The 13,692-nt window shown below is 65.6% G+C and carries 14 protein-coding genes, 2 tRNA genes and 2 riboswitches; of the genes, 11 read left to right on the forward strand and 5 right to left on the reverse strand.

All coding sequences use genetic code 11. The features are described from left to right. Position 1: 1 nt before the first annotated feature. From Q358_RS0115050 to Q358_RS0115060, 3 genes are all read left to right on the forward strand, one after another. Positions 2-76: transfer RNA gene (locus Q358_RS0115050), tRNA-Gly, on the forward strand. A 263-nt stretch (positions 77-339) separates the two neighbouring features. Beyond that, positions 340-433: riboswitch (TPP riboswitch) on the forward strand. Between the two features lie 33 nt (positions 434-466). Continuing rightward, positions 467-1,258, forward strand: a complete 792-nt coding sequence (locus Q358_RS0115055; protein ID WP_051530443.1) for a 3-oxoacyl-ACP reductase — start codon at positions 467-469, stop codon at positions 1,256-1,258. Beyond that, positions 1,258-2,577 (forward strand): LLM class flavin-dependent oxidoreductase, encoded by a 1,320-nt coding sequence (locus Q358_RS0115060; RefSeq protein WP_027962726.1) that lies wholly within the window; start codon positions 1,258-1,260, stop codon positions 2,575-2,577. The genes Q358_RS0115055 and Q358_RS0115060 overlap by 1 nt, the downstream gene beginning before the upstream one ends. Before the next feature lie 115 nt (positions 2,578-2,692). Here Q358_RS0115060 and Q358_RS0115065 read toward each other — a convergent pair whose 3' ends face one another. Next, positions 2,693-4,135: a sodium:solute symporter family protein gene (locus Q358_RS0115065; protein WP_027962727.1), complete on the reverse strand. Its 1,443-nt coding sequence runs from the start codon at positions 4,133-4,135 to the stop codon at positions 2,693-2,695. Between the two features lie 83 nt (positions 4,136-4,218). Next, a riboswitch (TPP riboswitch) is annotated at positions 4,219-4,341 on the reverse strand. Positions 4,342-4,503: 162 nt separating this feature from the next. Between Q358_RS0115065 and Q358_RS0115070 the strand changes: the two genes are divergently transcribed. From Q358_RS0115070 to queF, 3 genes are read left to right on the forward strand one after another with little or no spacing between them, the layout of a single operon-like run. After that, a complete protein-coding gene (locus Q358_RS0115070; RefSeq protein WP_027962728.1) occupies positions 4,504-5,478 on the forward strand; it encodes an ABC transporter ATP-binding protein in 975 nt (324 codons plus the stop codon). After that, a complete protein-coding gene (locus Q358_RS0115075) occupies positions 5,475-6,248 on the forward strand; it encodes an ABC transporter permease (protein ID WP_027962729.1) in 774 nt (257 codons plus the stop codon). The genes Q358_RS0115070 and Q358_RS0115075 overlap by 4 nt, the downstream gene beginning before the upstream one ends. Further along, a complete protein-coding gene (queF, locus tag Q358_RS0115080) occupies positions 6,245-7,081 on the forward strand; it encodes an NADPH-dependent 7-cyano-7-deazaguanine reductase QueF (RefSeq protein ID WP_027962730.1) in 837 nt (278 codons plus the stop codon). Before Q358_RS0115075 ends, queF begins: the two co-directional genes overlap by 4 nt. Positions 7,082-7,244: 163 nt before the next feature. On the opposite strand, the gene uraH is transcribed toward queF, so the two are convergent. Beyond that, positions 7,245-7,664, reverse strand: a complete 420-nt coding sequence (gene uraH / locus Q358_RS0115085; protein WP_211248345.1) for a hydroxyisourate hydrolase — start codon at positions 7,662-7,664, stop codon at positions 7,245-7,247. Positions 7,665-7,929: 265 nt separating this feature from the next. Between uraH and Q358_RS0115090 the strand changes: the two genes are divergently transcribed. Beyond that, entirely contained in the window at positions 7,930-8,490 is a 561-nt protein-coding gene (locus Q358_RS0115090; RefSeq protein ID WP_027962732.1) for an NAD(P)H nitroreductase, read from the forward strand. A gap of 1 nt (position 8,491) precedes the next feature. After that, a complete protein-coding gene (locus tag Q358_RS0115095; protein ID WP_027962733.1) occupies positions 8,492-8,998 on the forward strand; it encodes a YiiD C-terminal domain-containing protein in 507 nt (168 codons plus the stop codon). A 75-nt stretch (positions 8,999-9,073) separates the two neighbouring features. Here the strand turns inward: Q358_RS0115095 and Q358_RS0115100 are convergent, their stop codons facing one another. Continuing rightward, positions 9,074-10,072: an NADP-dependent oxidoreductase gene (locus tag Q358_RS0115100; protein WP_027962734.1), complete on the reverse strand. Its 999-nt coding sequence runs from the start codon at positions 10,070-10,072 to the stop codon at positions 9,074-9,076. Positions 10,073-10,262: 190 nt separating this feature from the next. Here Q358_RS0115100 and Q358_RS17750 point away from each other — a divergent pair, with 190 nt between their 5' ends. Continuing rightward, entirely contained in the window at positions 10,263-11,216 is a 954-nt protein-coding gene (locus Q358_RS17750) for a LysR family transcriptional regulator (protein ID WP_051530445.1), read from the forward strand. Positions 11,217-11,241: 25 nt separating this feature from the next. On the opposite strand, the gene Q358_RS0115110 is transcribed toward Q358_RS17750, so the two are convergent. Further along, positions 11,242-12,108 (reverse strand): LysR family transcriptional regulator, encoded by an 867-nt coding sequence (locus Q358_RS0115110; protein ID WP_027962735.1) that lies wholly within the window; start codon positions 12,106-12,108, stop codon positions 11,242-11,244. A gap of 107 nt (positions 12,109-12,215) precedes the next feature. Here Q358_RS0115110 and Q358_RS0115115 point away from each other — a divergent pair, with 107 nt between their 5' ends. Further along, positions 12,216-12,719, forward strand: a complete 504-nt coding sequence (locus Q358_RS0115115; RefSeq protein ID WP_027962736.1) for a lactoylglutathione lyase family protein — start codon at positions 12,216-12,218, stop codon at positions 12,717-12,719. A gap of 219 nt (positions 12,720-12,938) precedes the next feature. On the opposite strand, the gene Q358_RS0115120 is transcribed toward Q358_RS0115115, so the two are convergent. After that, positions 12,939-13,026 (reverse strand) — tRNA-Ser (locus Q358_RS0115120). 188 nt (positions 13,027-13,214) lie between these two features. On the opposite strand from Q358_RS0115120, the gene Q358_RS0115125 reads away from it, so the two are divergent. Continuing rightward, positions 13,215-13,673: a DUF3617 domain-containing protein gene (locus tag Q358_RS0115125; protein ID WP_245598336.1), complete on the forward strand. Its 459-nt coding sequence runs from the start codon at positions 13,215-13,217 to the stop codon at positions 13,671-13,673. Positions 13,674-13,692 lie beyond the last annotated feature (19 nt).

Here is a 13,692-nt window from a genome sequence, read left to right on the forward strand (position 1 = left end):
AGCGGGAATAGCTCAGTGGTAGAGCATCGCCTTGCCAAGGCGAGGGTCGGGAGTTCGAATCTCCTTTCCCGCTCCAATCGGTTGCTCAATATCGGCCAAGGCTCGAGTCACGAGCTGGGGCGCCAGCCCGGTCGAATCTCCTTTCCCGCTCCAATCGGTTCCTCAATACCCTTCAGATTCTTGATCGTGGGCCAGGGCACAAGCCTGGTTGCTGACGACTCCGTCACACCGCGTTCCTGTCTCAACAGATTGCATTATTTCCCCGGTCAGGCCAGGGCTCGAGATATGAGCCGTAGTGTCCGCCCGGCTATTCCTGTTCGTTTGAGTGCGCTATGGTGCCTCCTGGACACGGGGTGCGGCCGCGGCCGCTGAGATGATACCCGTCGAACCTGATCCAGTTCACACTGGCGAAGGGATGTCGGCCGACTCCAGCGCGGCGCCCTTTGCCGCGTACCCAGGAGTCGTCATGACCGTTTCCTCTCTATCCATCGACCAGCAGGCCATCGACCAGCAGGTCGTTCTCATCACCGGCGGTGCCCGTGGCCTCGGCGCTCACCTGACGCGCGCCTTCCTCGGCCAGGGCGCCCGCGTGGTGGTGAACTACTTCCAGAGCCGCGAGGCCGCCGAGGCGCTGGTGGGGGAGGCGCCGCAGCGCGTGCAGGCCGTCCAGGCCGACGTGCGTGACGCCGCGGCGGTCGGGGCCTTGTTCGAACAGGCTCGGGCCCACTTCGGGGCGCCGATCACCACCGTGGTCAACAACGCTCTGCCCGAATTCACCTTCAACGGCGACGCGCGCCCCGACGCCGATACGCTCGACTGGGCACGCCTCCACCAACAGCTCGAGGGCGTCAACCGAGGCGCGCTTAACACCATCCAGGCGGCGCTAGCCGGCATGCGTGAGCGGGGCGGCGGCCGCATCGTCAACGTCGGCACCAACCTCTTCCAGAATCCCGTCGTGCCCTATCATGACTACACCGCCGGCAAGGCCGCGCTGCTCTCGCTGACCCGCACCCTCGCCAACGACCTGGGGCCCGACAACATCACCGTGAACATGATCTCCGGCGGACTGCTGCGCACCACCGATGCATCCAGTGCGACCCCGGAGGCGGTCTTCGACCTGATCGCCCAGAATACGCCCCTGCGTCGGGTGACCACGCCGGAAGAGTTCGCCGACGCGGCACTCTTCTTCGCCTCGCCCTGGGCCCGGGCGGTCACCGGCCAGAACCTGATCGTCGACGGCGGACTGGTGAAGGGATGATGACGCCACGTACAGCCCACGAAAAGCTGCATCTCAATCTGTTCGTCATGGGCTGCGGTCACCATCGCGCGGCCTGGCGGCACCCCGACTCCTGTGCCGAGCGGCTCGGCGACATCGTCTACTATGAATCCCTGGCCCGCACTGCCGAGCGCGGCAAGCTGGACGCGGTGTTCTTCGCCGATGGCATGAGTGTTGGCAGCGTGGAGGACGGTTTTCACTGGCATCTCGAGCCGCTGACCGCGCTGTCCGCCATGAGCCGGGCCACCCGGCGAATCGGGCTGATCAGCACGCTCTCCAGCACCTTCTACACTCCCTTCCACGCGGCCCGGCTGGTGGGCTCGCTGGATCATATCTCCGGCGGGCGCGTGGGCTGGAACGTGGTGACCTCGATGTTCGACAGCGAGGCGCGCAACCACGGCTACCCGGCCATGCCTCCGCATGGCGAGCGCTATGCCCGCGCCGAGGAATTCGTGCAGGCGGTGCTGGCGTTGTGGGACAGCTGGTCCGATGACGCCATCGAGCGCGACCGGCAGGGCCGCTATGCCGACCCGGAGAAGGTGCAGGCGATTCACCATCATGGCGAACACTTCCTGGTGGACGGCCCCCTGAACCTGCCGCGTCCGCCCCAGGGAAATCCGGTGCTGGTGCAGGCGGGCGCCTCGGCCCAGGGGCGCGACCTGGCGGCACACTTCGCCGAGGCGATCTACGCGGTCGCCTACGACCTGGAGGCGGCCCAGGCCTACTACGGGGATATCAAGTCGCGCGTCGCCGCGGCCGGGCGCGCCGCGCCGGTGCCGGTCCTGCCGGGGCTGGTCACCTATGTCGGCTCCACCATGGAAGAGGCCCGCGCCAAGCAGCGCGAGCTGGACGACTGCCTGCCGGTAGCGGCCTCGTTGCGCCAGCTGGGACTGTTCATCGAGCAGGACTGCAGCGACTGGGAGCTGGATGCCCCGGTGCCGCCGTTGCCACCGCTGGCCGAGTTCCGCGGCCCCCAGGGGCGTTATGCCACCATCCTGCGTATCATCGAGACGGAAAGGCCCACCCTGCGTGAGCTGCTGGGTCGGCTCGCCGCCGGTGGTGGTCACTGCACCATGGTCGGCACCCCCGAGAGCATCGCCGACGAGATGGAGCGCTGGTTCCATGGCCGTGGGGCGGACGGTTTCAACCTGATGCCGCCGTCGCTGCCCTCGGGGATCGAGGACTTCGTGGACCAGGTGGTGCCGGAGCTGCAGCGCCGCGGACTGTTCCGCGAGGCGTATGAGGCGACGACGCTGCGTGGCCACTTCGGCCTCGAGCGGCCGCCGGGGCGGCGCGCCTAGCGCTTCACGCCTGGCCCCCAGCGCTTAACACCTGGCACCCAGCGCTTAACACCCGGCACCATCGAGCCCTTGAGAGATGCTCCAGGACGCCAAACGCCCCTCGACGGGGCGTTTTTTAGCCTTCGAAGCGCCGGGCGCCGGCACCCAGCGCGGTAAAGTCGAAGCGCTGCTTCGCCGGCAGCAGGACCAACAGAGTGAGGCCCGTCACGACCGGCATGAAGGTGGCCAGCAGGAAGGATTCCATCAGGGTGTTCAAGGCGTCGCCCGGGGCCGGGAAGAGGATGAGGCCGGCGACCAGGCCGCTGAGGGTGGCGAGTACCGCGGCGCGCCCGTCGAAGCGGCGGTGGAAGAGCCCGAAGAACACCGGGAAGGCGGCCGCGCAGCAGAACAGGTCGGCCAGCAGGAAGAGGTAGAGCACGCTGTAGCCCTGGGCGGCCACGAAGGTCACCGGCAGGGCCAGCAGCAGGATCAGCCAGCGCGACAGGCGCATCAACCGCTGGTCACTGGCCTTGGGCAGCAGGCGCCCGCCGTCGACGGCGATCAGGCTCGAGGCGGCGCTGATGGTGGTATCGGCGCTGCTCATGACCAGCGCCAGTCCCAGCAGGATCAGGCCCACGGCGAACCAGCCGGGGATGTCGGCGAGCAGCACGCTGAACAGTGCGACCGAGCCATCGCCGGCCAGCCCCAGCCCCACGAACGCCAGGCCGAACAGGCCCATCACGAAGATCATCGGGGCGCTCAGCAGGCCGCCGAGCAGAAAGCCCAGGCCCACGGCGCGGTTGCTCCGGGCCGCGTAGACGCGCTGCCAGTTGCCCTGATAGAAGAGCCCGGTCAGCATCACGGCCAGGAAGAAGGTGAGGCCGGCCTTGAGGCCTACCGGGTCGGTGATGTCGAGCAGCTGCGGCGCCGTCGCCTCGAGCCCGGCGAGGGTCGGGCCGACGCCGCCGGCGGCCTGCCAGCCGACGATCAGCAGCACGGCGAGCAGCGGCATGATCACGACCATCTGCACCTTGTCGGTGAAGATCGAGGCGCGCAGGCCGCCATACAGGGTGTAGAGCAGGGTGGCGGCCATGACCACCGAGCTGGTCGCCCATAGCGGGACCGGCGCCAGCAGCCCGACCATCTTGGCGATGGCGGTGATCCCCGCGGCCAGGGAGATGAACAGATAGAACAGCATGATGGCGAGGGTGAAGGCGTACATGGGGCGCCCGTAGCGGCTCATCACGAACTCGGTCAGCGAATGGCCGCCCGGCGAGAGCTCGCGCAGGCGCCGCCCCAGGGGGATCATCACCAGCCGTGGCGCCAGCGAGCCCAGTGCATAGCCGGCAATGGCGCCCAGGCCGCCCCAGGAGGCCGCCTGGGCGGGGCCGAAGAGGATCCAGGTGCCCAGCGTCGAGGCCATCAGGGTCAGTACCGTGGCGGTGGCGCCCTGGCTGTTGCGGGCGATGATGAAGTCTTCGAGGCTCTCGTTGTGGCGGCGGGCATAGAGCATCCCCGGCACGGCGAACAGCACCGAGAAGGCGATTAGCCACCCGAAGGCGTGGGCGGTCGACAGCATGACGTTCTCCCTAGCATGGAAAGGCCCGGTGCGATGCCGAGCGTCGCTACGAGAGGACGCAGTTGCGTTGGGTGAGAAACGTGGCCGTATGGCACTTCCTTCCCTTCGCCGGCATGACCCGGATCAGGTTCGAAGGGTTACCGGCAGCGCGTCGTCTGGACACGGCGTCGGAGTCTCAGTCCGTCAGGACCCCCCTAGGAATGGATGCCAGCTTAGGGCCCCGGCGTCACGGGGTCAACACGGTGCGATGGCCCGCTGAAAACCGCCAGGGCCCGCTTGAATCGGTAGGGCATCGCCCGCATATCGTTAGCAGCTTAGTGATTGCGGCAGCCCCGCACTCAAACCCCGAATCGTTTCAAGGATTGCGCATGGCCGAACCGGCTCTGTCCATCCGTGGCCTGACCAAGGTCTACGGCAATGGCTTCCAGGCCCTCAAGGGCATCGACCTCGATGTTGCCGAGGGCGACTTTTTCGCGATGCTTGGCCCCAACGGTGCCGGCAAGTCCACCACTCTGGGCGTGGTCTGTTCGCTGGTGCAGAAGAGCGAAGGCAAGGTATCGATCTTCGGAATCGATATCGATCGTGACTTCGCCCGTGCCAAGTATCACCTGGGCGTGGTGCCCCAGGAGTTCAACTTCAACCAGTTCGAGAAGGTCCTGGACATCGTGCTGGCCCAGGCCGGCTACTACGGCATGTCGCACCGCGAGGCGCTGCCCCGGGCCGAGGAACTGCTGCGTGACCTGGGGTTGTGGGACAAGCGCAACGGCAGCGCGCGGATGCTCTCCGGTGGCATGAAGCGCCGCCTGATGATCGCCCGGGCCCTGATGCATCGGCCCAAGCTGTTGATCCTCGATGAACCTACCGCCGGGGTGGATATCGAGCTGCGCCGCAGCATGTGGGAGTACATGCGCCGCATCAACCGCGAGGAGGGCACCACCATCATCCTCACTACCCACTATCTGGAAGAAGCCGAAAGCCTGTGTCGCAACGTGGCCATCATCAACCACGGCGAGATCATTCGGAACACCAGCGTGCGTGACCTCTTGATGGAGCTGGATACCGAGACCTTCCTGTTCGACCTGGCGCATGCGCTGGATGCGGCGCCGGACGTGCCGGGCTTCGAGGTCACGCAATCGGAGCCGGCGCAGCTCGCCGTGGCGGTGCATCGCGGCCAGCGCCTCAATGATGTCTTCGAGGCGCTCTCCCGCCAGGGGATCCAGGTGGTGTCCATGCGCAACCGCGCCAACCGCCTCGAGGAGATGTTCGTCTCCATGGTGGAGCAGGGCAACAAGGCCCTGGATGAGTCCGCCGCCGCCGACCAAGACAAGGAGGCACGCGCATGAGCCCCCAGCAGATCGCCATCGCCCTCTGGACCCTGGTCGTCAAGGAGATCAAGCGTTTCACGCGCATCTGGCCCCAGACCCTGCTGCCGCCGTCGATCACCATGACGATGTACTTCATCATCTTCGGCAACCTGATCGGGTCGCGCATCGGGGAGATGGATGGCTATACCTACATGGACTTCATCGTCCCCGGGTTGATCATGATGGCGGTGATCACCAACAGCTACTCCAACGTCGCGTCCTCGTTCTTCTCCAACAAGTTCCAGCGCAGCGTGGAGGAGATGATGGTATCGCCGATGCCCAACTGGGTGATTCTCTCCGGCTTCGTGCTCGGCGGCATGGCGCGCGGGCTGGGGGTCGGCCTGATCGTGACGGTCGTGTCGCTGTTCTTCACCCGCCTGAGCGTGGCGCACCCGGTGCTGACCGTGCTGGTGGTGGTGCTGACGGCGGCGCTGTTCGCCATCGGTGGCTTTATCAACGCCCTGCTGGGCAAGAAGTTCGATGATATCTCCATCGTGCCGACCTTTATCCTGACGCCACTGACCTATCTGGGCGGGGTCTTCTATTCCATCTCGCTGCTGCCGGACTTCTGGCAGGGCGTCTCGATGCTCAACCCCATCCTCTACATGGTGAACGTGTTCCGCTACGGTTTCCTCGGGGTCTCGGACATCCCCGTGGGCTGGGCCCTGGCCGCCATCTTCGCCTTTATCGTGGTGCTGTTCGCCGTGGCCCTGTGGATGCTGGAGCGCGGCAAGGGGATCCGTTCATGAGCCGGCGTCCCGAGACCCTGGCGGAGGCCCCGCTGGGGCGCGAGTCCGCCTATCCCCAGCACTATGATGCCTCGCTGCTCTATGCGATCCCGCGTGCCGCCAACCGCGTACCGCTGGGCATCGAGGAGGGCGCCTTGCCCTTCGTCGGCGAGGACGAGTGGCACGCCTTCGAGGTCAGCTGGCTCAATGCGCGGGGCAAGCCGGTGGTGGCCGTGGCGCGCTTTCGCCTGCCGGCGGCCTCGCCCAACCTGATCGAATCCAAGTCCTGGAAGCTCTACCTCAACGGCTTCAACCAGACCCGCTTCGACGGCCCCGAGGCGGTGATCGAGACGCTGGAGCGCGACCTGGCCCGGGTCGCCGGGGCAGCAGTCGACGTCGAGCTGTTCGGAGTCGATGACGCGGCGCTGATGCCGCGTCGCCTTCCCGGGGAGAGCCTGGACGAGCAGGATATCGAGATCAGCGACTATACGCCGGTTGGCGGCGAGCGCCTGGTCGCCGGTGAGGATATCGTGGAGGAGACCCTTTACTCCCACCTGCTCAAGTCCAACTGTCCAGTCACCGGCCAGCCCGACTGGGGCAGCGTGCTGATCCGCTATCGCGGGCCGCGGCTCGACCGAGCCGAGCTGCTGCGCTACCTGGTGGGCTATCGTCAGCACCAGGACTTCCACGAGCATTGCGTGGAGCATATCTTCATGGACCTGATGCACCATGCCCGGCCGGAGCGACTGTTGGTGCTGGCGCGCTACGTGCGCCGCGGCGGCCTCGATATCAGCCCCTGGCGAGCCACGCCGGGGCAGCGGCCTCCCGAGCCGCTGCGCCTGGCCAGGCAATAGGCCGCCGGGGCGGCCACACCGCCACGTTCAACCCGGCGGGGTGCCCGCAAGCTCTGCCATCGGGTCTTGGCCAGGTTCGCATTCGTCGGCTGAAAAAGACTGCCCCCGTTGCCTTGCGGCAACGGGGGCAGTCTCGTCTGGGACGCCATGGACGGCGATAGGCTTAGTTGCCGCGGTAGGTGGAGTAGCCGTAGGGGCTCAGCAGCAGCGGGATATGGTAGTGGTCCAGCTCGCCGTCGATGGCGAAGACCACCGGCACCTCGGGGAAGAAGGTCTCGGTATCGTGGCTGTCGAACCACTCTCCGGTATCGAACGTAACGCGGTAGGTGCCGTTTTCCAGCTCGGTGTCTTCGGGGTAGAGGGCGCTGACGCGGCCATTGTCACCGGTCACGGCGCTATTGATCTCTTCCCATTCACCGTCGTCGTGACGCTGCTCGAGCGTGACGCTGACGTCCGGCGAGGGCAGGCCGTTTTCGATATTGAGCACGTGTACGCTCATGGGGTTGTCGGCGGCCGTTGCGGTGCCAGTCGTGGCAGCCATCAGGGCGCCGACGGCGAGTGCTGTAGGCAGTTTCATGGTCATGGTGTCTCTCCTGAGCAAAAGCTATTCAAATCTTATACATGATGCTGTGTGTGGGTTAAGTTTTATAGCACTTCGTCGATAGCGTCAAGGACGTCCTTGTCTTCGCGATGGCCTCGAGGGCCATCAGCCGTTTCTTTACTGCCGTATGCGAGACGGCTTCATCCCGTTGCTGATACGCTCATCGCGCGCGCGGCCGAATGGCCGAATGACTGTGCCAGCAAGGCGATACGCGCTGTTTGATCGATGGACCAAGGGAGAGATAACGATGGACGCGATGACGCTGCTGCATGAACGCAGCTCCATGGGCAAGCTGATGGCCCCGGCGCCCGATGCCGAACAACTCGAGGCCATCTATCGTGCGGCCCTGCGGGCGCCGGACCACAAGGAGCTGCGTCCCTGGCGGTTTATCGAGTTTTCCGGCGAAGGCCGGGAGCGGCTGGGGGAGCTGTTTGCCGAGGCGGAGTATCGTGAGGACCCTCATGTCGGAGATACCGCCCTGAACGCCGCCCGCAAGAAGCCCCTGCGTGCCCCCATGGTGATTGCGGTGATCGCCAAGGTTACCCCGGAGGTGCCCAAGGTACCCAAGGTGGAGCAGGTGATCTCGGCCGGCTGCGCGGCCCACGCCATCCTGCTTGCCGCCCATGCCCAGGGCTTCGGCGCCATGTGGCGCAGCGGCAAGTACGCCTTCGACCCCGTGGTACGCAAGGGGTTGGGGCTGAACGAGGACGACGAGGTGGTGGCCTTCATCTATCTCGGCACCCTGGGTGGCCGCCACAAGCCCATCGCCCAGCATGATATCGACGACTTCGTCGAGCGCTGGCGCTGAGATGCGTGAGATCGGCGTTCCCCACCCGCGACTCCCCCTGCCGCCCCAGGGCGGCGAGGATGACCCTGGCGAATTCCTCGCCTGGCTAGGCGAGGCGATTCCCCTGGTTCGGCAGCTGGGCATCCGCGAGATGCGCCGCGAGGGCGACCGGCTCGGCTGGGAGCTGGCGCTCGCCCCCAACCTCAATGACAAGGGCACCGGTTTTGGTGGTTCCCTCGCCGCCCAGACCACCCTGCTGGGCTGGTGCTGGACCACTCTATGGCTGCGCCGACACGGCATTAGCCGCGATGTCGTCGTGGCCGAGGCCGGTCAGCGCTTTTTGGCGCCGGTGACCGGCGACTATCGGCTGGAATGCCTGCCCGAGCAAGAGAAGGGCCCCGATAACCTGGCCCGGCATCTGGGGGAGAAGGGACGCGGGCGCATCACCCTGGTGCAGCGACTATGGTGCGATGACACCCTTTGTCTAAAGGCCCGGGGTGACTATGCGGTGTTGGCGGAGCGCTCGTGACCACGGGTTGTCTCGGCGGTCACGAGCCGGCCGCCAGGCGCGCTTGTCCTATCGGCGCCTGGCGGGGGGGAAGGCTTAGAGCTTGACCAGCATCTTGCCCTGGTTGCCGCCGGTGAAGAGGGCTCGGAAGGCCTCCGGCGTACTCTCCAGCCCTTCCATGACGGTTTCCTGATAGTCAATCTCGCCCTTGGCGACACGCGGGCCGAACTCGTTCAGGAAGTCGCCGTGATGCTGCCAGTGATCGAAGACGATAAAGCCCTCGGCGCGTGCGCGGCGAATCAGCAGCATCGCCAGGTTGGCGGGGCCGGCGGCGGGGCCTTCGTCGTTGTAGCGTGAGATCATGCCGCAGATGGCGATGCGGGCACCGACCCTGAGGTTATCGAGGGCCGCTTCCAGGCAGTCGCCGCCGACGTTTTCGTAATAGACATCGAAGCCCTCGGGGCAGGCGTCCTTGAGCGCCTGGCTCAGCTGGCTAGCATCCTTGTCGCGGTAGCTGACGGCCTTGATGCCGTGGGATTCGAGCCATTCCAGCTTCTTCGGGTCGCCGGCGATGCCGACCACGGTGCCGCCCTTGGCCTTGGCCAGTTGTACCGCAAGCGAGCCCACGGCGCCGCCGGCGGCGCTGACCAGCACGTTGTCGCCTTCCTGCATGTCGGCGATCACGTTAAGGCCTACCCAGGCGGTAGTGCCCGGCATGCCCAGGACGCCCAGATAGGCCTGGGGCGGCACATCGAAGGTCGGCAGCGGCTCGAGCTGGTCGCCGGGGAGCTGGGCGATATCGCGCCAACCGCCCATGTGGCGAACCTTGTCGCCCTCCTTGAAGCGGGCATCCCGGGACTCGATGACCTCACCCACGGCGGCGCCTTCCAGGGGCTTGCCGAGCGTGAAGGGGTCGATGTAGGTCGTGACGCCGGACATGCGTCCACGCATATAGGGATCGACGGAGAGCCAGGCGTTGCGAACGCGCACCTCGCCTTCCGCCAGGGCGGCCAGCTCGGTCGTTTCGAGTTGGAACAGCTCGGGGGCGGGCATGCCCTGGGGATGTTCATGAATCGTGAAATAGCGGCTTTGCATGGAAACTCCTTGGTGTCTCGGGTCTCTGCAGGAGGGCATACGGGTCGAAGTCCCGTTCCTCATCAGCGATGCATCAATGCTACGGCATTCGAGTGATATCACGCCAATGCAAGTTGCTTAAAAGCAATATGCGAAAAGCTGATATCATTGCCATTGAAATACCGATGCCCATCACCATGAAGGCGTGCCCATGCACCTCGCCGATCTCGCCCGCCACGATCTGAATGCCCTGGTGACCCTGCATGCGTTGCTGGACTCCCGCAGCGTCACTCGGGCCGCCCAGCGCCTCAATCTCAGCCAGCCCGCGGTGTCACGCACCCTGTCGAGGCTACGCCTGGCCTTCGATGACCCGCTGTTCGTGCGCACGCATCGTGGGCTGCGCCCCACGGCCAGGGCCGAGGCGCTGGGGCCACCCCTGGAACGCCTGCTGGAAGAGCTGGGGGCGCTGCTGGCGCCGCCCACGTTCGATCCGGCCAGTACCCGTCGCCGCTTTCAGCTGGCGTCCACCGACTATGGCATGCACGCCTTCCTGGCGCCCCAGTGGCAGATCCTCAAGCAGCAGGCGCCCCACCTGCGCCTGGATGTTCAGGCCTCCAGCGGCAGCATCGAGCAGAGGCTCGACGAGGGCGGCCCCGAGCTGGCGCTCTGTGTTCTCGGCGAGCATGTGCCGGCCAACGTGCACGGCCGCGAGCTGGGTCGCGACCATTTCGTCTGTGTGATGCGCGAGGGGCATCCGCTGGCCCGGGCGCCCGAGGCGGCCTTCACGCTGGAGGCCTTCCTGGAGGCCGATCATCAGCTGATCAGCATGGGCGGCGATGATCGCGGTGCGGTGGATCTGGCCCTGGCAAGGCAGGGCCTGACGCGACACGTCAGCCTGCGTCAGCCGCACTTCCTGGCGAGCTTTTCGGCCACCCAGCACAGTGATTTGCTGTTGTGTGTGCCAGGGTGTCTCGCCGCCAGCGTGGTGGAGCACTGGCCGCTGGCGTTGCGGCGGCTGCCCCTGGAGGTGGCGTCCTTTTCCTACTGGCTGGTGTGGCATGAACGCCACCATGCGGATGCCGGCCATACCTGGCTGCGCCAGACCCTCTTCGAAGGCCTAGAGGCGCGCTATCACTCGCTGCGCCGCCGCCTGCCGGCGGTATAAGCCAACCGCCCTCGGAGCAGGAGGCCTAGAGGCGGGCCTTGAGCCACGCGATGGCGTGACGGGCGCGAGCCGTGAGCGGCCATTCGGCGCGCTGCAGAAGCCATAGCGAATCCACGACCCGGGGCAGATTCTCGACGACCTGGATCGCCTCGGGGCGCGCGAATGCCTGGCGGGCAAAGCGCGGCAGGACGCTGAAGCCCAGCCCCTCGGCGACCGGATCAAGAATCAGGCCGATCTGATTGGTAAAGCCTCGGCAGGGCAGCTGGCGCACCCCCGGATTCCCGGGGAAGCAGCGACTCAAGAGTCGAGTGGCCATGTCATGGCCATCCGGATGATCAATGAAGCCCAGCCGCATCAGGTCCTCCCAGCCGTGTACGCCTGCCCCGGCCGGCACCACCAGCTCGAGGGCCTCCCGCGCAAACAGCGACACCGCGAGGCGCGGGTCCTCCGGCTGCTGGCTGGCGAGCCCGAACTCCACACGATTATCGAGCACACTCTCGATGACCTCCGCGGTCGGGCCAAAGCGATGATGGATGGTGAGCCCGGGCGCCTCGCCTTGCAGTGCCAAAAGGTGCGGATAGATGGCCAGGCCGATGCTGCCGGGGGTGATAAGGCTGAGCCTGCCCCGGGTCGCGTCATCGCCGGCCAGGCGCTGTTGCAGGCGCTGGTCGGCGGCCTGCATCTCTCGCTGATAGTCGAGCAGGGCATGGCCCGCGGGGGTCAGCTCCAGGCGCCTCGGCTGGCGGAGCAGTAGCGGGCCGAGCCGGGTTTCCAGGTGCTTGATATGTTGGCTGACCGCGGCCTGGGTCAGGTCCAGGCGCTCGGCCGCCCGGGTGAAGTTACCCAGCTCGACCACGGTCTCGAAGGTATGCAGCCAGTGAGGATGAAGCATAAGATTTTTTTATTGCCGGGATAAGTGAGTGATTATTTTGTTTATGCCACGGGCTGCCTAACATGGCCAGTGTTATCGCCCCAGACGACACCACAGGAGCTTTCGTCATGAGCCAGCCCTATCCCCGCACCTTCTCGCATATCGGCATCTCGGTTCCCGATGTCGAGGCGGCCGTCGCGTTCTACACCGAGATCCTCGGCTGGTACGTGATCATGGAGCCCACCACCATCGTCGAGGACGACTCCGCCATCGGCGTGATGTGCAGCGATGTCTTCGGCCCGGGCTGGGAGTCGTTCCGCATCGCCCACCTGTCCACCGGCGACCGAGTCGGCGTGGAGCTGTTCGAGTTCAAGGGGCAGGAAACGCCCGAGAACAACTTCGAGTACTGGAAGACCGGTGTCTTCCACTTCTGTATCCAGGACCCCGACGTGGAAGGGCTCGCCGAGCGCATCGTCGCGGCCGGCGGCAAGCAGCGGATGCCGGTCAGGGAGTATTTTCCCGGCGAGAAGCCGTTCCGCATGGTCTATATGGAAGACCCCTTCGGCAACGTCCTCGAGATCTATAGCCACAGCTATGAGCTGACCTACTCCGCCGGGGCCTATGCCTCCTGAGGCGAGCCGACGCGACACCGATTCCCAGGTCACGATGCCCGCTATGGAGCGGGCATCGGCGTTGGTTGTTCGGGGGGTGACCCGTAAGCGGGGACGGTGGTCGTCGGCCATGACTCGAGGCTGCTCGGTACAGATATCGGCTGCACGATGGCCTAAGGCCTAAGGAAGGTAGAGACAAAGAAAAAGCCGCTGATTTCTCAGCGGCTTGATCAAAAATCTTGGCGGAGGGGGAGGGATTCGAACCCTCGAAGCCTTTCGGCTTACCCGCTTTCCAGGCGAGCTCCTTCGACCACTCGGACACCCCTCCGCAATGTTATTCCCACGCCAGGGCGGTTGCCTTTCGCGTCAGAACGGCGCATATAGTATCGACCTAAGTATGCGAATGCAAGCAGTTTTCGCACTTCGGCGGGTGAGGACCAGGGCTTGAAGGCCAGGGGTGCGCCCGAGGGCACTGGTTCGCTATGCTGGGGCCGAATCCACGACAGGGAGAGTCCCATGTCCTTACGCACCATGTCTTTACGAACCGTGTCTTTACCCGCCATGTTCGCCGGCCTGCTGCTGGCGCTGCCTATCTCCGCCCTGGCCGAGACGCCCAATATCGTGCCGGGGGAGTGGAAGTTCACCAGCACCACCTCGGTTTCCGGCGACCTGCCGTTTCCCGACCAGACCGAGACGTCCCGGCAGTGTATCGCCCAGGGGGATCTCGATGATCCCGACTTCCAGATGATCGAGGAAGAGGAGAACTGTGAGCTGCTCGAACACAATGTGGGCGTCGATGGCATGGACTACCGCATGGCCTGTCAGGCCGAGGGTGGTCAGGCGGATATCGTCGGTAATATGGAGTTTCTCGGCGAGACCAGCGTGGGTCATGTCGAGGTCACCATCCAGTCGCCGCAGATGGGCGAGATGGAGATGGTGACCGAGGTCGAGGGGCAGCGTGTCGGCGAGTGCTGATGCCCTCGCCCTAGGCACA

This window comes from Halomonas halodenitrificans DSM 735 (assembly GCF_000620045.1).
Lineage (GTDB): Bacteria > Pseudomonadota > Gammaproteobacteria > Pseudomonadales > Halomonadaceae > Halomonas > Halomonas halodenitrificans.

Coding starts and splice junctions, on each gene's coding strand:
- Q358_RS0115055 (WP_051530443.1), top strand. CDS start 467: ATGACCGTTTCCTCTCTATCCATCGACCAGCAGGCCATCGACCAGCAG.
- Q358_RS0115060 (WP_027962726.1), top strand. CDS start 1,258: ATGACGCCACGTACAGCCCACGAAAAGCTGCATCTCAATCTGTTCGTC.
- Q358_RS0115065 (WP_027962727.1), bottom strand. CDS start 4,135: ATGCTGTCGACCGCCCACGCCTTCGGGTGGCTAATCGCCTTCTCGGTG.
- Q358_RS0115070 (WP_027962728.1), top strand. CDS start 4,504: ATGGCCGAACCGGCTCTGTCCATCCGTGGCCTGACCAAGGTCTACGGC.
- Q358_RS0115075 (WP_027962729.1), top strand. CDS start 5,475: ATGAGCCCCCAGCAGATCGCCATCGCCCTCTGGACCCTGGTCGTCAAG.
- queF (WP_027962730.1), top strand. CDS start 6,245: ATGAGCCGGCGTCCCGAGACCCTGGCGGAGGCCCCGCTGGGGCGCGAG.
- uraH (WP_211248345.1), bottom strand. CDS start 7,664: ATGACCATGAAACTGCCTACAGCACTCGCCGTCGGCGCCCTGATGGCT.
- Q358_RS0115090 (WP_027962732.1), top strand. CDS start 7,930: ATGGACGCGATGACGCTGCTGCATGAACGCAGCTCCATGGGCAAGCTG.
- Q358_RS0115095 (WP_027962733.1), top strand. CDS start 8,492: ATGCGTGAGATCGGCGTTCCCCACCCGCGACTCCCCCTGCCGCCCCAG.
- Q358_RS0115100 (WP_027962734.1), bottom strand. CDS start 10,072: ATGCAAAGCCGCTATTTCACGATTCATGAACATCCCCAGGGCATGCCC.
- Q358_RS17750 (WP_051530445.1), top strand. CDS start 10,263: ATGCACCTCGCCGATCTCGCCCGCCACGATCTGAATGCCCTGGTGACC.
- Q358_RS0115110 (WP_027962735.1), bottom strand. CDS start 12,108: ATGCTTCATCCTCACTGGCTGCATACCTTCGAGACCGTGGTCGAGCTG.
- Q358_RS0115115 (WP_027962736.1), top strand. CDS start 12,216: ATGAGCCAGCCCTATCCCCGCACCTTCTCGCATATCGGCATCTCGGTT.
- Q358_RS0115125 (WP_245598336.1), top strand. CDS start 13,215: ATGTCCTTACGCACCATGTCTTTACGAACCGTGTCTTTACCCGCCATG.